The sequence below is a fragment of the Streptomyces sp. W1SF4 genome (assembly GCF_003950035.1).
In the GTDB taxonomy this organism is placed as follows: domain Bacteria; phylum Actinomycetota; class Actinomycetes; order Streptomycetales; family Streptomycetaceae; genus Streptomyces; species Streptomyces racemochromogenes.
This window is the reverse complement of the sequence record NZ_CP034350.1, coordinates 124,071-144,882: the sequence shown is the minus strand read 5'-3', so window position 1 is coordinate 144,882 and position 20,812 is coordinate 124,071. Positions and strand designations below refer to the sequence as shown.

General features: G+C 74.7%; 20 protein-coding genes and 1 pseudogene. 11 read left to right on the top strand and 10 right to left on the bottom strand.

The window, feature by feature from the left end; genetic code table 11:
- Positions 1-40 precede the first annotated feature (40 nt).
- Entirely contained in the window at positions 41-1,144 is a 1,104-nt protein-coding gene (locus D1J60_RS00785; protein ID WP_125819699.1) for a serine hydrolase domain-containing protein, read from the bottom strand.
- A 143-nt stretch (positions 1,145-1,287) separates the two neighbouring features.
- Positions 1,288-2,595 (bottom strand): phosphopyruvate hydratase, encoded by a 1,308-nt coding sequence (eno, locus tag D1J60_RS00780; protein WP_125819698.1) that lies wholly within the window; start codon positions 2,593-2,595, stop codon positions 1,288-1,290.
- A gap of 174 nt (positions 2,596-2,769) precedes the next feature.
- Here eno and D1J60_RS00775 point away from each other — a divergent pair, with 174 nt between their 5' ends.
- From D1J60_RS00775 to D1J60_RS00760, 4 genes are all read left to right on the top strand, one after another.
- On the top strand, positions 2,770-3,192 hold the full coding sequence (locus D1J60_RS00775) for a MarR family transcriptional regulator (RefSeq protein WP_125603960.1): 423 nt from the start codon (positions 2,770-2,772) through the stop codon (positions 3,190-3,192).
- 277 nt (positions 3,193-3,469) lie between these two features.
- Positions 3,470-4,156, top strand: a complete 687-nt coding sequence (locus D1J60_RS00770) for a HemK2/MTQ2 family protein methyltransferase (protein ID WP_260614281.1) — start codon at positions 3,470-3,472, stop codon at positions 4,154-4,156.
- A gap of 68 nt (positions 4,157-4,224) precedes the next feature.
- Entirely contained in the window at positions 4,225-5,301 is a 1,077-nt protein-coding gene (locus tag D1J60_RS00765) for an iron-containing redox enzyme family protein (protein WP_125819697.1), read from the top strand.
- A 210-nt stretch (positions 5,302-5,511) separates the two neighbouring features.
- On the top strand, positions 5,512-5,724 hold the full coding sequence (locus D1J60_RS00760; RefSeq protein ID WP_125819696.1) for a hypothetical protein: 213 nt from the start codon (positions 5,512-5,514) through the stop codon (positions 5,722-5,724).
- 35 nt (positions 5,725-5,759) lie between these two features.
- On the opposite strand, the gene D1J60_RS00755 is transcribed toward D1J60_RS00760, so the two are convergent.
- The 5 genes from D1J60_RS00755 to D1J60_RS00735 all read right to left on the bottom strand — a co-directional run bounded on the left by D1J60_RS00755 (position 5,760) and on the right by D1J60_RS00735 (position 10,939).
- Positions 5,760-6,617 (bottom strand): carbohydrate-binding protein, encoded by an 858-nt coding sequence (locus D1J60_RS00755; protein ID WP_125819695.1) that lies wholly within the window; start codon positions 6,615-6,617, stop codon positions 5,760-5,762.
- Positions 6,618-6,737: 120 nt separating this feature from the next.
- Positions 6,738-7,670 carry an AraC family transcriptional regulator gene (locus tag D1J60_RS00750; protein ID WP_206436458.1) on the bottom strand — a complete coding sequence of 311 codons (933 nt, stop codon included), beginning with the start codon at positions 7,668-7,670 and terminating at the stop codon, positions 6,738-6,740.
- An 86-nt stretch (positions 7,671-7,756) separates the two neighbouring features.
- Entirely contained in the window at positions 7,757-8,215 is a 459-nt protein-coding gene (locus tag D1J60_RS00745; protein WP_125819694.1) for an SRPBCC family protein, read from the bottom strand.
- A gap of 100 nt (positions 8,216-8,315) precedes the next feature.
- Positions 8,316-9,653, bottom strand: a complete 1,338-nt coding sequence (locus D1J60_RS00740; RefSeq protein WP_125819693.1) for a carotenoid oxygenase family protein — start codon at positions 9,651-9,653, stop codon at positions 8,316-8,318.
- Positions 9,654-9,655: 2 nt separating this feature from the next.
- Positions 9,656-10,939 (bottom strand): MFS transporter, encoded by a 1,284-nt coding sequence (locus D1J60_RS00735; RefSeq protein ID WP_125819692.1) that lies wholly within the window; start codon positions 10,937-10,939, stop codon positions 9,656-9,658.
- A 152-nt stretch (positions 10,940-11,091) separates the two neighbouring features.
- Here D1J60_RS00735 and D1J60_RS00730 point away from each other — a divergent pair.
- Positions 11,092-13,756 (top strand): annotated as a pseudogene (locus D1J60_RS00730) (LuxR family transcriptional regulator).
- Here D1J60_RS00730 and D1J60_RS00725 read toward each other — a convergent pair.
- Both D1J60_RS00725 and D1J60_RS00720 read right to left on the bottom strand, forming a co-directional pair.
- Positions 13,718-14,092 (bottom strand): DUF2255 family protein, encoded by a 375-nt coding sequence (locus D1J60_RS00725; RefSeq protein ID WP_125594653.1) that lies wholly within the window; start codon positions 14,090-14,092, stop codon positions 13,718-13,720. The pseudogene D1J60_RS00730 and the gene D1J60_RS00725 overlap by 39 nt on opposite strands.
- A 60-nt stretch (positions 14,093-14,152) precedes the next feature.
- Positions 14,153-15,127, bottom strand: coding sequence for an L-threonylcarbamoyladenylate synthase (locus D1J60_RS00720; protein WP_125819691.1), 975 nt, complete (start codon positions 15,125-15,127; stop codon positions 14,153-14,155).
- Positions 15,128-15,300: 173 nt separating this feature from the next.
- On the opposite strand from D1J60_RS00720, the gene D1J60_RS00710 reads away from it, so the two are divergent.
- Together D1J60_RS00710 and D1J60_RS00705 are read left to right on the top strand one after the other, a co-directional pair.
- On the top strand, positions 15,301-16,017 hold the full coding sequence (locus D1J60_RS00710) for a hypothetical protein (RefSeq protein WP_164720801.1): 717 nt from the start codon (positions 15,301-15,303) through the stop codon (positions 16,015-16,017).
- 112 nt (positions 16,018-16,129) lie between these two features.
- Entirely contained in the window at positions 16,130-16,324 is a 195-nt protein-coding gene (locus tag D1J60_RS00705) for a hypothetical protein (RefSeq protein ID WP_125819688.1), read from the top strand.
- 30 nt (positions 16,325-16,354) lie between these two features.
- Here the strand turns inward: D1J60_RS00705 and D1J60_RS00700 are convergent, their stop codons facing one another.
- Complete coding sequence (locus tag D1J60_RS00700) at positions 16,355-16,849, bottom strand: cupin domain-containing protein (RefSeq protein ID WP_206436457.1); 495 nt, start codon at positions 16,847-16,849, stop codon at positions 16,355-16,357.
- 81 nt (positions 16,850-16,930) lie between these two features.
- Here D1J60_RS00700 and D1J60_RS00695 point away from each other — a divergent pair, with 81 nt between their 5' ends.
- The 4 genes from D1J60_RS00695 (at position 16,931) to D1J60_RS37825 (ending at position 20,631) form a co-directional block, all read left to right on the top strand.
- Positions 16,931-17,782 carry a LysR substrate-binding domain-containing protein gene (locus tag D1J60_RS00695; RefSeq protein WP_241253084.1) on the top strand — a complete coding sequence of 284 codons (852 nt, stop codon included), beginning with the start codon at positions 16,931-16,933 and terminating at the stop codon, positions 17,780-17,782.
- 61 nt (positions 17,783-17,843) lie between these two features.
- On the top strand, positions 17,844-18,770 hold the full coding sequence (locus D1J60_RS00690; RefSeq protein ID WP_125819686.1) for an SDR family oxidoreductase: 927 nt from the start codon (positions 17,844-17,846) through the stop codon (positions 18,768-18,770).
- Positions 18,771-18,954: 184 nt separating this feature from the next.
- Complete coding sequence (locus D1J60_RS00685; protein ID WP_125819685.1) at positions 18,955-19,836, top strand: CAP domain-containing protein; 882 nt, start codon at positions 18,955-18,957, stop codon at positions 19,834-19,836.
- A gap of 222 nt (positions 19,837-20,058) precedes the next feature.
- Positions 20,059-20,631 (top strand): hypothetical protein, encoded by a 573-nt coding sequence (locus D1J60_RS37825; protein WP_241253083.1) that lies wholly within the window; start codon positions 20,059-20,061, stop codon positions 20,629-20,631.
- Positions 20,632-20,812 lie beyond the last annotated feature (181 nt).

The window sequence follows — 20,812 nt, the reverse complement described above, 5'->3', positions numbered from 1 at the left end:
GTCGGCCGTCCCGTCGGCTGTCCCGACCCCCGTCCCGTCGTCAGCGACGCCGGGCGCACAGGGCCGCGTCCACCGCGCCCTGCAGGTGGCGCAGGCTCTCGCCCTCGGCCGCCCAGGTCGTGGTGTACACGGTCACGGTCCCGCGGTCGGCCGTCGCGCGGCCCCCGCCCACCGAGTTGCCGGGCAGGTCCCCGCCGTGGCCCCAGTAGACGCCGCCGCAGCTGAGCGGGATCGAGGCGATGCCGTAGCCGTAGCGGCTGCCCGCCGGGTAGACGTCGCGCCCGCCGATGTCGGTGGTGTCCTGGGTCATCTGGCGCAGCGCCCAGGCGGGCAGGAGGCGGCCGCCGAACAGCCCGTCCCAGAAGGCGTTGAGGTCCTTGGGAGTGGAGACGAGGCCGCCCGAGGCGCCGAACTCGTAACCGGGCAGGTCGGTCACGTCCACCCGGCCGGCCTCCGGCGCGGCGGGGTGGACGCCGTAGTTGCGGGCGTGCGGCCCGCGCAGCGACAGCTCGCCGCGCGCGGGCCAGTAGGTGTCGTCCAGGTGCAGCGGGCGCAGGATCGTGCGTTCGACGTACGTCCGGAATCCGACACCCGACGCCTTGTCGATCACCATGCCGAGTGCCAGGTAGTTGGTGTTGGAGTAACCCCAGTCGGTCCCGGGCTCGAAGACCGGCTTCTCCTTGAGGGCGAGGGCCAGGTAGTCCTCGGACGTGCCGGGCGGCCGGGTCCAGTCGACCAGCACGGCGTACTCCGGCAGCCCGCTGGTCTGCTTGAGCAACTGCCGTACGGTGATCGGGCGATCGGCGAGCTGCGGCACGTACCGGCCGGCGCGGTCGTCGAGCCGTACCCGCCCGTCCGCCACCAGGCGCATCACCGCTGCCGCGGTGAACGCCTTGGTGTTGCTGGCCAGCCGGATCCGCCCCCGCTCGTCGACCATGGGCCGGCCGGACTCCCGGTCCGCGACACCGGCGGTACGCGTGGTCCTGCCGTCGTACGCCAGCGCGCCGGGGACCCCGTCGCTGTTGACGAGCAGGTCCAGCTGTCCCTGTACCGGGTCGGCCGGCCGGGCCGCCGCCTCGGGGACGGTCGCCCCGAGGACCGCCGCGGCGAGCAGGACTACGGTGGCGATGGGCTTGCGGTACATGTGCTTCCCCCGGGTCGTGGGCCCTTGCGGGCGTCAGTCGCTTGATGACGACTCTGCCCGCCCGCCGGCGCAAGATCATTGAGCCTGGCCCCCGGAACGGCAGGGAGGCCACCCCCCTTGACACATCACGGCCCGTCAGGTCGTCACGACCGGCGGAGTGCGGCGCGGCCCGCGTACCGGGCCGCGTCGCCCAGCTCCTCCTCGATGCGGATCAGCTGGTTGTACTTCGCGGTGCGGTCGGAGCGGGAGAGCGAGCCGGTCTTGATCTGACCGCAGCCGGTCGCCACCGCCAGGTCCGCGATCGTGGTGTCCTCCGTCTCGCCCGAGCGGTGCGACATGACGGCCGTCCACCCCGCCGCGTGGGCCGTGGCCACCGTGGCCAGCGCCTCGGTCAGGGTGCCGATCTGGTTGACCTTGATCAGGACCGAGTTGCCGGCCCCGGTCCGGATGCCCTCGCGCAGCAGCGCCTCGTTGGTGCAGAACAGGTCGTCGCCGGTGAGCTGGCAGCGGTCGCCGACGCGGGCGGTCAGCTCGCGCCACCCTTCCCAGTCGTTCTCCGCCATCGGGTCCTCGATGGAGACGACCGGGTAGGCGTCGATCAGCTTGGCCAGGTAGTCGGCGTTCTCGGAAGGGGTGCGGCGCACCCCCTCGCCCTGGTAGTCGTACACCCCGTCGCGGAAGAACTCCGACGACGCCGGGTCCATGATCAGGGCGATGTCCGTGCCGGGGCGGTAGCCGCTGCGTTCGACGGCGGTCACCACGAAGTCGAGCGCCTCCTCGGCGGTGCGCAGCGAGGGCGCGAATCCGCCCTCGTCGCCGACGCCCGTGGAGTGCCCGGCGGCCAGCAGGTCGCGGCGCAGGGTGTGGAAGACCTCGCTGCCCATGCGGACGGCCTCGGCGAAGGTCTCCGCGCCGACGGGCGCGATCATGAACTCCTGGAAGTCCAGCGGGTTGTCGGCGTGCGCACCGCCGTTGACGATGTTCATCATCGGCAGCGGCAGCAGGTGGGCGTCGGCGCCGCCGAGGTAGCGGTAGAGGGGCTGGCGGTGGGCCGCCGCGGCCGCCTTGGCCGCGGCGAGGGAGACGCCGAGTACCGCGTTGGCGCCGAGCCGGGACTTGGTGGGCGTGCCGTCCAGGTCGACCAGCAGGGCGTCGAGGCCGGCCTGGTCAGCGGCGTCCCGGCCGCGCACGGCGGCCGCGATCTCCCCGTTGACGTGTGCTACCGCGCGGTCGACGCCCTTGCCGTGCCAGCGGGCCGCGTCCCCGTCGCGCAGTTCCACGGCCTCGCGGGCGCCGGTGGACGCGCCGGAGGGGACGGCGGCGCGGCCCAGGGAGCCGTCCGTCAGGACGACGTCGACCTCGACGGTGGGGTTGCCCCGGCTGTCGATGACGCGACGGGCCGTGACGGTCTCGACGGTGGCGTCGACGGTCACTGCTGCCTGTGCGGACATGGTGTTTCCTCCCCGTGGTCAATGCCGTGGCCCCGGCTGCGACAGCGCTGGCGCTGGGCCCGGCACGAAGAGACTTTACAGCAAAGCTGTTTAGTTCTGCTGTGCAGTTTGGCTGTACAGCATGGCTGTACAGGTCGGGTGCACACCTGCTGTGCCACCGGGGTAAAGTGCCCTATGCACACCTCGGAAGCCGCCGCCATCGCCGCCGAACTGCGTACCGCGATGGGCAAACTCACGCGGCGCGTCAAGCACGAGGACCGCATCCCGCTGGGCCAGGCCGCCGTACTGGGCTCCCTCGACCGCAACGGCCCCATGACCACCAGCGACCTCGCCGCCGACCAGCGCGTACGCCCCCAGTCCATGGCGCGGGCGGTCGGACTGCTCATGGAACAGGACCTGGTCACGCGCCGGCCGCACCCCACGGACGGCCGCAAGTCGCTGGTCGAGCTGTCGGACACCGGCCGGACCGCCCTCGAAGCCGAGCGCGGCCGCAGGGCCGGCTGGCTCGCGCAGGCCATCGAGGCCGAGCTGACGGACGAGGAACGCGCCCTGCTCGCGCGGAGCGCCGCCCTGCTGGAACGCCTCGCCGCCCATTAGGGCCCCCTGCGCCGCACCGCCGCCGCGCCTCCCGCCTCCGCGCCCGCGCACCGCGGCAGGCGGCCGCGCCGACGGCCGTGCGACAGGCCGGGCCGACGGGTGCTCATCCCGACAGGTGCAAAGCGCGGTATCCCGGGTAGACGCGGCCCATGATCGTCCCAGCTGCCCCTGCGGCCCCGTGCCAACCGTCCCCGTTCCCCGCGCCAACGGGACCGCGGCCGTGACCAGGCCGCGACTCCGCGCCGCCGGACGCCCGCTGCCGACCCGGGAGGCACTCGTGCCGAGCACCGCCCTGACGTACACCGACCCCTTGCCCCGCCTGATCACCCTGCCGGGCGTCTACCGGCCCCAGGCCGACACCCGCATGCTCCTCGACGCCCTCGCCCGCGAGCCCCTGCGCCCCGGTGCGGAGGTCGTGGAGATCGGCACGGGCACCGGTGCCCTCGCACTGCGCGCCGCGGCCAGGGGCGCCGACGTCACCGCGGTCGACGTGGCCTGGCCCGCCGTACTCGCCGCCCGGCTGAACAGCTGGCGCCAGAGCCTGCGGCTGCGCGTCCTGCACGGCGACTTCGCCGCCCGGACCCGCGGCCGCCGTTTCGACCTGGTCCTGGCCAACCCGCCCTACGTCCCCTGCCCCGACGCCGCCGTGCCCACGAGCGGCAGCCGCCGGGCGTGGGACGCCGGCCGGGACGGCCGGGCCGTCATCGACCGGATCTGCGCGGCCGCCCCGGGCCTGCTCCGGCCCGGCGGAGTACTGCTCATGGTCCACTCCGGGATGTGCGGGGCGCAGGAGACCCTGGCGCTGCTGGCCCGGCACGGACTGACCGCGCAGGTCACGGAGCGGACCTGGGTGCCGTGGGGACCGGTCCTGCGTTCGCGCCGGGCATGGCTCCAGGGCCAGGGCCTCGCCGAAGACGGCGCCGAACAGGAGGAACTCGTGGTCGTCCGCGCGCGGGCCACCTGACCGGCCGCCCGCCCGGCGGACACCCGCCGGACGACGGGACGACCCCACCCGAACGACAGGAGCCGTCGATGACCGCACCCGCCGCAACCCCCACCAGGACCTCCGGGGCCGGCCCCCTGCCGGACGAGGGGCGAGGACCGCTGTCCGCCGCCGTGCTGGACGCACTGCGCGGCGGCCGGGCCCCGCACCACGACAGCGCGGAGCCCCAGCGGGCCGACCCCTTCGGCGAAGACCTCCAGCTCGCCCTCTACCTGCTGTACGAGCTGCACTACCGGGGCTTCGCGGGTGTCGACGACGCCCGCGAATGGGACCCCGACCTGCTGCGCCTGCGCCGGGCCCTGGAGGAGCGGTTCCTGGGCGCCCTCCGCGCGGACACGGCCGGTGCGCCCGCCACGGCGCGGGAGGCCTTCGCCCCGCTCCTCGTCGAACCCGTGGACCTCAGCGGCAGCCTCAGCCACTACCTGGCGACCGAGGGCGAGCTGTGGCAGCTGCGCGAGTACGCGGCCCTGCGCTCCCTGTACCACCTCAAGGAGGCCGACCCCCACGCCTGGGTGATCCCCCGGCTCGTCGGCCGCGCGAAGGCCGCCATGGTCGCCATCGAGTACGACGAGTTCGGCGCCGGCCGCCCCGAGCGCATCCACGCCCGCCTGTTCGCCGACCTCATGGACGACCTCGGCCTGGACACCGCGTACGGCCACTACCTCGAGCAGGCTCCGGCGCCCGTCCTCGCCACGGTCAACCTGATGTCGCTCCTCGGCCTCCACCGGGCCCTGCGCGGCGCACTGGTCGGGCACTTCGCGTGCGTGGAGGTGACCTCGTCCCCCGGGTCCCGCCGCCTCGCCAAGGCCATGCGCCGCTGCGGGGCCGGCCCGGCGGCCGAGCACTTCTACGCCGAGCACGTGGAGGCCGACGCCGTGCACGAGCAGGTCGTCCGGTACGAGGTCATCGGGGGACTCCTCGCCGACGAACCCGGCCTGGAGGCCGACGTGGCCTTCGGCTGCGCGGCGACCCTCCTCCTGGAGGACCGCCTCGCCGCGCACATCCGCTCCGCGTGGGAACGGGGCAGCTCCGCCCTCCGGAACCGGACCGGGCCGACGGGCCCCGCGGGAGGCACCGGGCGTCGGGCGGCCGGCGGAACGGCATGAGGAAGGGGTGCCCCGGGCCTCGCGCCCGGAGCACCCCCGATGCCGTCAGCGCCCGGAGCACCCCCGATGGCCGTCAGCCGGCCCCGGACCCCTCGGTGTCCCGGCATTTTGCCCCGCCGACCCGGCCCAGCGCCCACGGAACTGGGAGACCCCCGACGGGCGCTCACCGGATTCGCTCCGCTGACCGCCCTGGTTGGCGCGCGGGCGCACATGTCCCCGCAGACCGCCTTCCGGCTGCTCCAGCCCATCGACGCCCAACTGGCCCTGAACGACCTGGACGCCGCGGCACACGGACTCCAGCAGGCCGTCACCCTCACCGGCGTCCTGCCGCCGGGTCTGGTCCGCCAGTACCGCCGGAGGTTCGCCCCCCACAGCGGCCACCGGCTCGTCGGACCGCTGTGGTCGTTCCTCGCCACCGCCTGACGAAACGTTCCGCCCGGCCCGCGGCTCCCGGTCCTCTACAGACGCTGCCAGAGCGCCGGGACGTTCGGCGGCTCCCAGCCGACGACCGCGGTGTGCGCCTGCAGGCAGCGGTACGCGAGCCCCGCGTACGTGGCCCCGTCGCCGGCCCGGTACGCCCGGCCCGGGGTCCAGGTGCCCGTGGGCGGCGGTGTCGTCGGCGGGGGAGTGGTGGGCGGGGTCGTCGGGTCCTGGGGCACGTCCAGGACGAAGTCGAAGCTGCCCTCCTGACCGGGTCCGGCCTGGCGCACGTTCATCAGCAGGCGGCTGTCGAAGAGGGTGTCCGTGCTGTTGCGGGGCTCGCCGGGGAAGTACAGCTGGGTGGTGACCACCCGGTGCCCGGGCGCCTGGAGTTTGACGTGCAGGTGGCGGGTGCGCCCGGGGTAGAGCCCGGGAACGACGGTGGTCAGGCTGAAAGAGCCCTGTGCGGTGCTGAACTGGTGCCCGCGGAAGCGGTAGCCGCTGTTGTCGTACGCCCCGTTGTGGTCCGCCTGCCAGAAGTCGAGCAGCACGCCCGGGATCGGCCGGCAGGCCCGCCCGAAGACGTATCCGGTGACGGTGAGCCGGGTGCCGGGCGTACCGCTCGTGACCAGCGAGTCCCGCAGCGGGGAGTTGGGCTTGAAGTACGGGCCCTCCATCTGTTCCACCGTCGGCTCGTCGCCGTCGTGGCAGTCCGGGGTCGGGGCGAGGGCGGCTCCCCCCGACGCGGCCTGGTCGCGGGCGAGTGCGACCCGCCCGCCGATCAGCAGCGGGGCGGCGCCGAGCGCGGCGGCGGCGCGCAGGACGGTCTTGCGGCTGACGCGGCGTCCGCTTGCCGCGGGTCCGGGTGTTGCGGTGGGCTCCTCCGGAACGGGCATCGAGGCCTCCTCGGCTGGAAGGGTGGGGGTGGGGGCGCGCGAGGGGGGAAGGACGGACCCTGGCGGGGGCCCGCCCGTCCCCGGCGGGCCTCGGGGTCCCGATCGCGGCCAGCAGTCAACCTACGGGCCGTCGGGGTGCGCGGCGATGGACTCGATCCGGGGATCGTGGTGATTTCGACCGGCCCAGTTGCGGAACTCGCCCGGCGACATCCCGGTCTCCCTCCGGAAGAACCGGCAGAAGTACGCCGGATCCGAGAAGCCGGTCAGGTGCGACACCTGGCGCACCGCCAGGTTCGTGCCGGAGAGGAGCCGTTTCGCCTCCAGCGTCTGCTGCTGGCGGATCAGGCTGCCGGGGGAGCGCCCCGTGGCCCGCCGCACCAGCGTCTGGAAGTGCCCGGCGGACACGCCGAGTTCCCGCGCGTACCAGCCCACCGACCGCCCCGTCCCGCCGGCCTCGCAGAGCAGCCGGCCGAAGGCCGCGGCCAGTTCCGCGGCCCGGTCCCGCGCCGGAGCCGGCGCGTCCGGCGCGGCGCCGGTACCGCCGGGGATACGTGAGGCCCGGGCGATCAGGATGTGCAGGCAGGCCCGCAGCACGTTCCGGTACCCGGGCCGCAGCTGCCGGTACTCGCCGCCCATGTCGGCCAGGAGCGCGGCGATCGGCGCGGCCTGGTCGCCGGCCGGGTGCCCGGGCCGGGCGGCCAGCGCCCGCAGGGCGGCCGCGTCGTCCGCGTGGGGCAGGAGGAAGTCCTCGTTGAAGAGCACCACGTGGCCGGTGAGCCCGTCCGCCCCGTCCCAGTGGTGGACCTGGCCGGGGGTGATCACGCACAGCTGCGGGGGCTCCACCGGCCGGCGGACCAGGTCCAGCACGTGCGCGCCGCTCCCGCCGGTCACGTAGACGATCTCGTAGAACGTGTGCCGGTGGGGGAAGGCGGCGCGTGACAGCGGGCCGATGGTGTCGAAGGTCCCGATCGCGAAGGGCAGCAGGTGGGGGAGGGGGACCTCGAGGCGGTGCAGCGGGAGATCGGGCAGGGGGGTGTTCCGAAGCGCGTCCATCCCCGCAGTCTCCGGCCGGCTCCCCAGCTGGTACAGACCATTCACGGCCTTCTGCCCTCCGCCGTCCGCTGCCCGCCGTCGTCCCGTCAGGGCCGGTGGTCCTCCTGCTCCGCGGCCTCCTTGAGGGCGTCGAGCCAGGTGACGAGCGAGGCGTCGAGCGCGGCGGCGAGGTTGTCCCGGTCGGCGTCGACGGGTTCGCCCGCCCAGGACTCCCGGGTGCGGACCACGACGCCGTCGCCGTCCTCGGTGAAGGTCCACTCGTGGATGCCGGTGATGCCGTGCGCGGGACCGCCCCAGAGGATGCGGTGCGCGGTGTCGACCGCGTAGACGGTGGAGTCGATGGACATCCCCGCGGTCATCCAGTGGAAGGTCGTGCCCGGGGCGACCGGGCCGTCGAGGCGGGCCTCGGTGACGGCGGACAGCCATGCGGGCCAGCCGCCGATGTCGGTGTGCAGCTGCCAGATCCGTTCGGCCGGGGCGCCGATCCGGATGGTGTGGTCGGCGATGACGGGGGCGTTCTCGTCGATGGTCGTGGGGTACGTCACGGGGTGATTCCTCGCTTTCGGGAGCCCGGGCCGCCGCCGAGGGGGAGAAGGCGGCGGTCCGGGCGGCTGGGGGGTACCGGGCGGTGCGCGGTCAGGCAGGTCAGGCGGGCAGGCCGGTGTCGGGGATCCAGTCACCGTGGATGCCGGCGGGTACCCGGCGGGGCAGTTCGACGGCGGCGACGGTGCTCAGGTCGCCCGCGTCCAGGACGAGCAGCTCCGACGCGTCGGCCGCGACGTCGCTGACGACGGTGAGCAGGTAGCCGTCGTCCTCCGCCCTGCCGCCCTCGGCGGGTACGAAGACCGCCTCTCCGGGCATCCGGCCCTCACCGTGCGCGAGCAGCGTCTCCCGCCCGGTCCGCGAGTCCAGCTTGACGGTGTGGTAGCCCGACAGGCCCGCGCCCGGGAACGCGATGGCGTAGCTGTAGCGGTGGTCCGAGCCGGTGCGGGCCTCGTTGATCGACGGGAACTCCGTGACCAGTTCGCCCAGGGACTCCGCGGTGACCTTGCCCGTGCCCGGGTCGATGACCCACCGGTGGAAGGTCGAACCGGCGTCGGGGCTGGTGCCGTGACCGGGGGCGCCGACCCACCACTTCCACGAGCTCTCCCACGCGGACCGGTCGAAGCGCGGTGCTTCGAGCACGATCCGGCCCCGCGGATCGGTGTACGCGTTGGCGACGTGCAGCAGCGCGGCCTGCTCGGGCGCCTCGTACCAGACGGTCCTGCCCCCGGCGCGCGGCATCACGCCGATGCGCAGCGGGACGTCGTCGTGCCAGCGGTAGGGGATGCCGGAGTGCTCGGCGTGGTCGAAGACCACCGGCGAGTTGATGAAGACGACGTGCTCGCGGGTGATCGCGAAGTCGTGCATCAGGGACGGTCCGGAGCCGTCGACGACCTCGGAGCGGACGATCGCGCCGGAGGCGTCGGCCACGTAGTACGTCAGGAACGGAGCGAAGGGGCTGTAGCTGAAGAAGTGCAGTTCGCCGGTCCGCGGGTCCTCCTTCGGGTGGGCGGTCATCGAGGTGGTGAGCTTGCCGCCGAAGTCGTGGACGCCGATCGTCTCGAGGTCGGCGCTGACCTCCCAGGGGAGGTTGGCCTCCTGCAGGGCCAGGTAGCGGCCCCCGTGGAAGATGATGTTGGTGGCGGCGGCGCTGACGTCGAGTTCGGTCCCGGTGAAGGGGACGCCGTCGAGGAAGGGGGTCCGCACCCAGCGGTTGCGGTACCACTCGGCCCGCCCGTCCCGCAGGCGCACCCCGTGGAGCATGCCCTCGCCGCGGAACCAGTGGGTGGGCGTGACGCCGGGCTTCGGGTTGTGGCCGTTGCGGAAGAAGCGGCCGTTCAGCTCGGGCGGGAGGGTGCCGCGCACCTTCAGGTCCCGGCCGGTGATCTCGTCGGTGACGGGGGCGAAGTGGTCGCTGATGTAGGGCTTGGCGAGGGACATGGTCAGGCCTTTCGGGTGGAGAGAGCCGAGATGAGGAGGGTCAGGGCGGCGCAGGCCAGGAAGGCCGCGCCGGAGGAGGGGAGCAGGGTCAGGAAGGACAGGCCGACGGCTCCGCCGACCTGCCGGCCGGCGTTGACCAGCCCGCCTGCCAGACCGTTGTCGGCGGCTGGCACGCCCGTGGAGGCCGCCGCGGTGAGCCGTACGAAGGCGGTTCCGAGGCCGGCGCCGACGAGGAGCGTGGGGCCGAGGAGGTCGGCGAGGAAGGTGCCGTCGGGCGGGGTCCGCGCGAGCCAGGCCAGTCCGGCCGCGAGGGCCAGCAGACCGAGGGGGAGCACGCGGCGGGAGGAGACCCTGCCGGTGAACCAGGAGGAGAGGGTGATCACGAGGGCGAGCGGCAGCTGGGTCAGCCCGGCCTCCAAGGGCGAGTAGCCGAGGGAGCGTTGCTGGTAGAGGGGCAGGAAGTAGAACAGCCCGAGCCAGACCGCGCCCAGCAGCGCCATCAGTACGTTGGGCGCCGCGACCACGCGCATCCGCGCCGGCAGCAGCGGGGCGGCGGACCGCCGCTGGAGCACCGCGAACAGCCCGAGCAGCGCCGCACCGGCCACGGCCGCCGGCCAGGGACCCGACAGGCCGTAGGTCAGGGCGACGAGCCCCGCCGTCACCGTCACCGTGCCCGGCACGTCCAGGGTTCCGCCGCGCGGCCGGTCGGCGCCGACGAGCAGCCAGGTGGCCACCAGTACGGCCGAGGCGAGGGGCACCATCACGAGGAACACCGCGCGCCAGCCGTACAGTCCGGTGAGCAGGCCGCCCAGCAGCACGCCCGCCGCACCGCCGGCACCGGAGACCGCGCCCCACACTCCGAGCGCGGTGCCGCGCCGGTCCGGGCCCGGGTAGAGGGACAGGACGAGGGCCAGTGCGGTGGGTGCCAGCAGGGCGGCGCCGGTTCCCATCGCCGCCCGGAAGGCGATCAGCGCCGCCGCCGTGGGTGCCAGGGCCGCGCCGAGGGCGGAGAGGGCGAACAGGCCGGTGCCGAGCAGGAACACGCGGCGCAGCCCGTACACGTCGCCGGCCCGGCCGCCCGGCAGCAGCAGCGCGCCGAAGACCAGGACGTAGGCGTTGACGGTCCACGCCTGGCCCGTGTCCGACAGGTCCAGCCCGGCACGGATCTGCGGCAGGGCGACGTTCACGATCGACGTGCTCAGTACGACCAGGAACTGGGCGGTGGCCAGGACTCCCAGCGGTAGCCACCCGGTGGTGGCGGTTCGTCGCAGTGCGGTGCGGGTCATGGGTAGACCTTCGCAACGGGCGGCCACCGCTCGCGTCGGTGGTCATCACCTACACGGCCCCGCGCGCGCGACCGTAGGCGAACCCGTCCGCGCGGCAGGACCGTGATCACCCCGGATTCCCCAACGGAGCGCGACCGCATAGGTTTTCGGGCATGCCCACGACTTACACGGATGTGCTGATCGGCCGTCAGGACGAGACGGGCCGCCTCGACGCCCTGCTCCAGGCGGCACGGGAGGGCCGGGGCGGCGCCCTCGTCCTGCGCGGCGAGCCGGGGATCGGCAAGAGCGCGCTGCTGCGGCACCTGGACCGGTCCGCGGCCGGATTCCACGTCGTACGGGCGTCCGGCACGGAATTCGAGAGGGAGCTGCCGTTCGCCGCACTGCACCAGCTGCTCACGCCCGTGATGGGCGGGCTGACGGCGCTGCCCGCGCCGCACCGCAAGGCACTGGAGATCGCCTTCGGCCTCGACACCGGCGCCCCCGATCCGTTCCTGGTCGGCATGGCGGCACTGGGCCTCGTGGTGGAAGCCGCGCAGGAACGCCCGGTCCTCTGCGCCGTCGACGACGCGCAGTGGCTGGACCACTCCTCGGTCAGGGCGCTGGCGTTCCTGGCCCGACGCGTCTCGGCCGAGCCGGTCGCCCTCGTCTTCGCCGCCCGCGAACCGGGCCTGCGCCCCGAACTGGAGCAGCTGCCCGGCCATGCGCTCCGCAGCCTCGGCGAGGCGGACGCGCGGGCGCTGCTGGCCGTCGCGGTCCGCGCCCCCCTCGACGAGCGGGTGCGCGACCGCATCCTGGGCGAGGCGCGCGGCAACCCCCCTCGCGCTCGTGGAGCTGCCCAGGACCGCCGGACTCGCCGGCATGGCCGGCGGATTCGCCCAGCCCGGCACGGTGCCCGGAGTGATCGAGCAGAGCTTCCGCTCCCGGCTGGAACTCCTGCCGCCGCCGGCGCGGCTGCTGGTCACCCTCGCAGCCGCCGAACCGATCGGCGACCCCGGCCTGCTCTGGCGCGCCGCCGAGCTCCTGGGCATCGACGCGACCGCCGTCGCGCAGTCCGTACCGCTGGTCGACTTCGGCACCCGCATCCGCTTCAGCCACCCCCTCGCACGCTCGGCGGCCTACCACGCTGCCGCACCGGACGACCGGCGCCGGGCGCACCAGGCGCTGGCCACGGTGACCGACCCGCGGACCGACCCCGACCGCAAGGCCTGGCACCGGGCCCAGGCCAGTGCCGGCCCGGACGAGCAGGTCGCCGCCGAGCTGGAGGCCTCCGCCACCCGCGCCCGGGAACGCGGCGGCATCGCCGCGGCCGCGGCCTTCCTCGAACGGGCGGCCGAGCTCACCGCCGACCCCGCCCGACGTGCCCAGCGGATCCTCGCCGCCGCCGAGGCCACCCTCTCGGTGGGCGACTTCGACACGGCCGCCGGCCTGCTCACCACCGTCCGCACCGGCGATCCCGGCCAGGAGGCCACGGCCGACCTGCTCCGCGGCAGGCTGTCCTTCGTCCGCCGCCGCGGCGACGAAGGCCCCACCGCGCACCTCCTGCGCGCCGCCGCACGCCTGGCCGTCACCGACCCCGACCGGTCGCGCGAGTGCTACCTGGACGCCTTCGAGATGGGCCTCCTCCTCGGCGGCCTCGGCGACGTGGCGGCCGCCGTCGCGAAGGCCCCGCCCAAGGACGGCGCGCCGACCACCGCGGCGGCGGTCCTCACGGGTCTGACCAGCCTGGTCGCCGACGGACACCGGGCCACGGGGGAGATCCTCGGACCGCTGGTCGCCGACACCGACGACGAGGTGTGGGCCCGACGGCCCTCACTGGGCTTCATGCTGGCGACCGAACTGTGGAACTTCGACACCCTTCAGGGCGTCGCCGCCCGCGCCGTCGCGGCCGGCCGCGAGTCGGGCTCCTTCCACGCCCTGCCCATCGCACTGGCCATGCGGGCCACGGCGAAGGCGCACACCGGCGACTTCGGCTCCGCGACGGAGCTGATCTCCGAAGAGGAGGCCATCGCCGACGCCACCGGGGCGGCACCGCTCGTCTACCCGCGCCTCCACCTGGCCGCACTGCGCGGGCGCCGCGCGGAGGCCCTCGAACTCTTCGCCTCGGTCGGGCACCGGATGAGCCTCAGCGTGCAGTGGGCGACGGCCGTGCTCCACAACGGCCTGGCCGACTACGCGACCGCACTGCGGGCGGCCGAGCGCGCCGTCGACCACGGCGCGGTCGGCACGGCGGGACTCGCCCTGCCCGAACTGGTCGAAGCGGCCGTCCGGTGCGGCGAGCCCGAAGCCGCCGCCGAGGCCCTCGCCGCCCTCCAGGAGCGCACGCGCACCGGCCGGCACGCGTGGGGTCTCGGCGTCGAGGCCTACGCGCGGGCCCTGGTGACCGAGGACGAGTCCGCCTACCAGGAAGCCCTCGCCCTGCTCGGCGACGACCGGCTGGTCGTCTACCGCGCCCGCGCGCACCTGCTCTACGGGGAATGGCTGCGCCGCCAGGGCCGGCGCCGGGAGGCCCGTGCCACGCTGCGGCAGGCGCACGGGTCGCTCTCCGCCCTCGGCATGGAGGCCTTCGCCGAGCGGGCCGCCGGCGAGCTGCGCGCCACGGGCGAGCAGGCCCGCAGCCGTACCTCCGAGGCCTCGGACCAGCTGACGATGCAGGAGGTGCACATCGCGCGCCTGGTCGCCGACGGCGCCACCTCCAAGGAGGTCGCCGCGAAGCTGTTCCTCAGCCCGCGGACGGTCGACGCGCACCTGCGCAACATCTTCCGCAAGCTCCAGCTCACTTCACGCAGGCAACTGCGCGACCTGCCCGGCATCCGTTAGCCACAGGGTGGTCGCCGCAGCCTCCGGTCCGTTGACCGACGCCACGGGGCCCGGCCAGCAGAGTCCGTACTTCGCCCGGTAGGCGTCCGAGACCCGCTGGACGAGCCCGGCGTCGCTCACCGGCCGCAGGACGACGGGCAGCCGTCCCGAGGCGGCTTCGATCCGGGCGTCCGCGCGGCCCAGGACCCGGCGGTACCAGGCACTGCGCCGCCCGAACGCGGACCGGACGTAGGCCCGCTCGTCGACCCGCACCATCCAGAGCGTCCTGGCCGACCACCGGCCGTCCGCGTGCCGTGTCCACAAGATGATCTCCATGGGGTCCTCGAAGGTGTCCATGACCCCACCATCACGGCCCGGCCCGCGCCTACGCGTCGGTGGTCATCGCCTATACGGGGCTCAGGAAGGCCGGGGTCCCGCCGCCCGGCGGAGCCGGTTGGCGATGGCCAGACCCAGCCCCTCCTCCGCCGGCAGGGAGGCCACGATGAGGTCGCACCCCCGCTCGTCCAGCTCGCGCAGGAACCCGTACAGCCCGCGGGCGTAGGCGTCCGGCGAACCGGGCACCTCCACCACCGCGTGGGCCTTCACGTCGGCGGCGTCGAAGGGCCGCGGCAGCAGGAGGCCCACCCGGTGCCCCTGGTCCCGGGCGCGTTCCGCCTCGGCGACGACCGTCCCCGGCTCCACCAGGACCACCCGCGCGCGGGGCGCGTAGTGCGACGGATGCTGGCCGGGCACGCGCACCTGGCTCGTCGAGGGGACCGCGAGCGGGAAGCCCAGGACCGCTTCGAGGTCCTCGCGCGTCACCCCGCCGGGCCGCAGGATGGCGGGAACGTCCCCGGTGACGTCCACGATGGTCGACTCGACGCCGACCTGGCAGGGGCCGCCGTCCAGCACGCAGTCCACGGCATCGCCGAGTTCCGCGCTGACGTGGTCCGCCGTGGTGGGGCTGACCGACCCGAAGAGGTTGGCCGAGGGGGCCGTCACCCCGCCGCCGAAGGCCGCCAGCAGCTCCAGGGCCACGGGATGGCCGGGCACGCGCACGGCGACCGTCTCCAGCCCGCCCGTCGCCTCCAGGGGCACCCGGCGGCCGCGCCGCATCACCAGCGTGAGCGGCCCCGGCCAGAAGCGCTCGGCCAGCAGGCGCGCGGTCGGCGAGACCTCCTCGACCCAGTCGTCCAGCTGCTCCGCCCCGCCGATGTGGACGATCAGCGGGTGGGAGGACGGGCGTCCCTTGACCGCGAAGATCCGGTTGACGGCATCGGCGTTCTCGGCGTCGGCGCCGAGACCGTAGACGGTCTCGGTCGGCAGTGCCACCAGGCCGCCGGCGCGCAGCACACCGGCCGCCGCGGCGATATCAGTCGTTCTCGTCGTCACCCGCGCGATTCTCCCACCCCGGCGCACCCCCGCGTCCCGCGCCCCCGGGTGCCTCCCGCTTTCGAGTGCGCCGGAGCCGGCCGGCCCCGGCCGGGGCGGACACCCGATCGGCCCCCCAGGACGGGGCCGCGGGCGCGGGCGATGGGACGCTGGGGGGTGAGGAGGCGCGTGCGGTGGCTGTCATGGACTCCCTGGTGCTGTTCGCCCCGTTCTTCGTGCCCGTGATCAGCGGCCTGGTGGGCGGGGCCAGCCTCCTCATCCGGGACCGGCGCGAGGCACGGAGCGCCGACCACCATTACCGCCGGCAGCTGGAGAAGGCGCAGCTGGAGATCCAGTTCATCACCGGCTGGATGCAGGCCAGGGACCAGGTGGGCACCACCGTCCCGAACCCGGACCGGGATCCGGACCGAGACCCGGACCGGGGCCCGGACCCGGCCGGCTGGCTGGACGACTGCTACGCCTCGGTGCAGCAGGCCAAGACCGACACGGGGGCCCGCCACCGGACGGGACCGGTGTCCCTGCGCCGCCTGCTCCTGCTGGGAGAGCTGAGCGGCCCCGCGAAGACCATGCGGGTCGTGTACTGGATCTCCCTGGCCCTGTTCAACGCGGCACTCGCCTGGTGGGTGAACGCACTCGTCGCCGGCGTACCAGGCTTCATGCACGAGCAGGGCGTCAGCGAGTCCGAGGAGATCGGTTCGTACCTGGCGGTGGCGTGCTTCTTCTTCGTGGTGTCGGCCGTCATGTGGGTATGGACGGTGCACCTCGGCGCGGCGGAACCGGAACAGGTCTACCGCAAGCGCATCGACTCGGACGCCTGGGCCCGGGAGGAGCGCCGCAGGCGCGGGGCCGCCGCCCCCGCGGACACCGGCCCCCGCGGGCCGGCGGCCTGATCCGCGCGCCGCCAGGCCCCGGGCGTGTGAGGTCCGCCGGACCGGGCAGTCGCAGGAGTACGCAGGACGGCCACGGCCCAAGTCCACGAGCACCCGGAACGAGGAGCACGACATGCGCGAGCACGAGAAGAGGCACCACGAGACCACTCGGCCCTCGAAGGCCGAGGGCGAGAGCGGAGACCGCGAGGCGCGCGAGGAGGCCGAGGACGCGGTCGTCCCCGGCAGCGCGGACGGCGAGGCCGGGGACGCCCTCACGCCGAACACCGACGCCCAGCGCCGCACCGCCCGGCGCGGGTCCCGGCACTGAGCCGCCGGCGCCCCCGTCCCGCCCCCCGCCTCAGCCGGCGCCGCCGGCCGGCTCGGTCGCGTAGCGGCTCATCGCCTCGACGTTGGCCCGGGGGGTCAGGGGCCGCCCGGCGGCGAGTTCCTCCTGGAGGTCCCGGAAGTACTGCACGTACAGGTCGGGGGTGAACGTGCTGAGCATGACGGCGGGTTGGCCGGTCAGGTTGGCGAAGGTGTGCGGGGCACCGGGCGGAACCACCACGAGCGTGCCCGCGGCGGCGTCGTGGTCCTCGTCCCCGACCGTGAACCGTACTGTCCCGGACAGGACGTAGAAGCCCTCGTCGTGCCCCGCGTGGCGGTGCTGCGGCGGTCCCTGGGTGTGCGGGGCGAGGACGGACTCGGCGATCGCGAGCCGGTGCCCGGTATGGCTCCCGTCCTCCAGGATCCGCATGCGCGTACCGCCCAGAACGATGGTCTCGCCGTCACCGGGACCCACCACCGACACGGCGGGGCCGGTCCGCGGCGCGTGTGCCTGCTCTTCTTCGGTCATGCCCACCAGTGCACCGCCGCGGGTCCGCCCGTGTCCAAGACCCGTCCTGCGCGGCCGATACCCCATGGGTATCGTCGCAGCGTGGAGCTGAGGACCCTGCGCTACTTCGTCGCCGTCGCCGAGGAACTCCACTTCGGCCGGGCCGCCACCCGGCTGCACATCAGCCAGCCGCCCCTGAGCCGCGCGATCAAGCGCCTGGAGGCCGACGCCGGAGCCCTGCTCTTCGCCCGCTCACCCGCCGGCGTCACGCTCACCCCGGTCGGCGCGGTGCTCCTCGACGAGGCGCGGGCCCTGCTCGACCACGCCGACCGCCTCCGCGCCCGCGTGAGCGCCGCGGCCGGCGCCGCGACCCTGACGGTCGGGATCCTGGGCGACGGCACCGATCCCGGGCTGTCCAGGCTGGCAGCCGCCTACCGCCGGACCCACCCCGGCATCGACGTCCGCGTCCGCGACACCGACCTCACCGACCCCACCTGCGGTCTGCGCGCCGGACTGGTCGACGTCGCGCTGACCCGCGCGCCGTTCGACGAGACCGCCCTGACGGTCCGTACGCTGCGCACCGATCCGGTCGGCGTGGTCCTGCGCGCCGACGACCCGCTGGCCCGTCGCGCGCTGCTGCGGACGGCCGAGCTCGGCGACCGCCGCTGGTTCCGGTTCCCGCCGGGCACCGATCCGCTCTGGCAGTCGTACTGGAACGGCGGCACACCGCGCGAGGGTCCGGTGGTGCGCGCGGTCCAGGAATGCCTGCACGCCGTGCTGTGGAACGGCACGGTCGGACTGGCCCCCCTCGGCCACGACCTGCCCCCGGAGCTGGCCGTGGTCCCGCTGACCGGGATGGCGCCGAGCCGGGTGGTGGCGGTGTGCAACGCGGGCGACACCAACCCGCTGATCCGTTCCTTCATCGAGACGGCGGCGGCCGCCTACCGTCACTGAGCGCCGCCGGCCGGCCCTGCCGCCGCTCGTGAACCCGCCCCCACCGTGCGACAGTGGCCCCATGACGTGGTCGCCCGATCCCGACGCCCTGCGCGGACGCGTCGCCGTCGTGGCGGGCGCCACCCGCGGCGCCGGCCGGGGCTTCGCGGCCGCACTGGGCGAAGCGGGCGCGACGGTGATCTGCACGGGCCGCAGCAGCGTCAGCGGGCGGGACGGCTCCGACTACGACCGGCCGGAAACCATCGAGGAGACCGCGGACCTGGTCTCGCGCCTCGGCGGCACCGGCATCGCGGTCCGGGCCGACCACCTCGACCCCGAGCAGGTGCGCCGCCTGGCGCGAGGCCTGCGCGACGAGTACGGACACATCGACGTCCTGGTCAACGACATCTGGGGGGCCGAACTCCTCAAGGGCGGTCCCGAGCGGTGGAACACACCGGTGTGGGAGCACGACCTCGACGACGGCCTGCGCATCCTGCGGCTCGCGGTCGACACGCACCTGATCACCGCCCACCACCTCCTGCCGCTGCTCGTCGTCCGACCCGGAGGCCTGCTGGTCGAGGTGACCGACGGAACGACCGGCACCAACGCGTCCTGGTACCGGATCTCCGCGTTCTACGACCTGGCCAAGGCGGCGGTGAACCGGCTCGCGTTCTCCCTGGGGCACGAGCTGGCCCCGTACGGGGCCACCGCCGTCGCCATCACGCCCGGCTGGCTGCGGTCGGAGATGATGCTCGACAACTTCGGCGTCACCGAGGCCACGTGGCGCGAGGCCCTGGCACCCGACCGGCCCGGCGGTCTGCCCACCGCGCCCGAGGGCTTCGCGCGGTCCGAGTCGCCGCGGTACGTGGGCCGCGCGGCGGCGGCCCTGGCCGCCGACCCCGAACGCGCCCGCTGGAACCAGAGATCGGTCACCTCGGCCGAACTCGCCCGGGCCTACGGGTTCACCGACATCGACGGGACCCGGCCGGACGGCTGGCACGACCGCTGAGCCGGCTCCGCCGTAGTCCGGTCCCTCCCGCCGGAGTTGGGCGCATTGCCCCGATCATCCCTGTCTCGATCCTGCGGGCTTCCTTAGGGGAACCTGAAGAACCCCCTCCGCGGCGCGATGTGCCCTGGTCACCGGCCTAGGCTCGGCGTACTTCCCGTCCCCTCTCCAGTGAGGTGTTACCGGCATGAGCCGCAGCCGTACCCCCGCGACCCCGTCCCGCGCAGAGGCCCGCCGGAAGAAGGCGACGCGTACCCGCGTCGTCCTGTCCGTCACTGCGGCCGCCGCCGTGGTGGCGGTCGGGGTCGCGGTGGCCGACTCGGGCGGTGACGACCGCAAGGACCAGCGGGCTTCCGGAGCCGCGTCCGCCGCGGGACCGTCGCAGCCGAAGACGGACACCGCCGATCCGGCCCCCGCCGGCAGCGCCTCGGCCTCGGCCTCCGCCTCGGCGAGCGCGAGCCCCCGTACGAGCCCCAGCGCGAGCGCGAGTACGAGTGCGAGCCCCGGCTCCTCCGGGCCGGCCGCCCCCGGCGACGGCACGCGGCCCGAGAGCGCGCCCGACGCCTCGGGGGCCGAGCGGCCCGCCAAGCCGGCGCAGGGCTCCGCCCCCACCAAGGGCAGCGGCTCCGGCGGCTCTTCCGGCGGCTCGGGCTCCGGCTCGGGCTCCGGCTCCGGGACCGCCAACCCGGACGCCGAGTCGGCAGTGCTCGCCCTCGTCAACAAGGAGCGGGCCGCCGCCGGATGCGGTCCCCTGACGGTCAACGCGAAGCTCAGCTCGGCGGCCCGGGCGTACAGTGACACGATGGCCCGCAGCGGCGTCATGTCGCACACGGGCCCCGACGGCTCCACCATGACGAGCCGGGTGGAGGCGGCCGGTTACAAGTGGTCCGGCCTCGGCGAGAACATAGCCCGCGGACAGGGCGACGCCGACGCGGTCATGTCGGCCTGGATGAACAGCTCCGGCCACCGCGCCAACATCCTCAACTGCTCCTTCAAGGAGATCGGGATCGGCGTCCACAAGGGCGACGGCGGCCCCTGGTGGACCCAGGACTTCGGCACCGCGAGGTAGCCCGTCCCGCGCGCTCCCCACCCGCCTCCCGTCCTCCCGCTCCCGGAGGCCTCCACGCGCCCGCGCCGCGGGTCCGTGGACGTCCACGTCCCCCTGCCCCGGCGGTCAGGGGGACGTCGGCGTTCACCGGGCACCGCCCCGCCGCGCGACCGTTCGCCGCACCGACGCCGGAACGGGGGCGCCGGTTACGCGCCGCGCCGGGCGTCGGCCACTATGGGGCCCGTGCCCCGAACTCCGCGCTACCTGCTCATATGGCTGTCGTGCACCGCCGCCAGCGTGACCGCCGTCCTCGCGACGGTCCAGTTCGTGGTCGGGTCGACCAGCCACAAGCCCCCGGCCGCGCGTTCGGCCCCGGTCGTCATCGACACGCCCCCCGCCTGGCAGGCGGGCAGCCCCGGCCCGACGCAGGCCTCCCCGACCGCGAGCGCCTCCACCAGCCCCTCGCCGTCCGTGACGCAACAGCCCTCTTCGGCACCCCCCTCGCCCAGTCCCGTCCCCGCCAAGGCCGCCACGCAGACCCCGCCGACCGGCGCGCCCCGGCCCGGAGTCGACTGCGAACGGGGCGGAGCGGGCCTGCACACCGTTCCCTCGCAGGGCGGGAAGGTCACGGTCCGGTACGGGAGCAGGGGCGTGTGCCTGATCTCGGCGGTCCCCGGCCTGGGTTTCAGGACGACCACCTCACAGGCCTCCGACGACACCCTCACCGTCACCTTCAGCAACGATGGCCACCGGTCGGAGATCACGGCGACCATCACCCCGTCCGCCAGGGCGAGCGTCCGCGAGAGCTCCTTCTGACGGCCCACGCGCCCCCGTCGGCCGGTCGCGGTGAAGCGGGAGGTGAGCGGTTCCTTAGGGCAACCTGAAGATCACCTCGAGCCGGTTCCACGGCGCCCCGGCGGCCCTATGCTCGCGTCAGCCGAGCGGCCGTCGGCGCCGGGGCACGAGCCCGGTGCGGCGCCGGACCCGGCTTCACCGA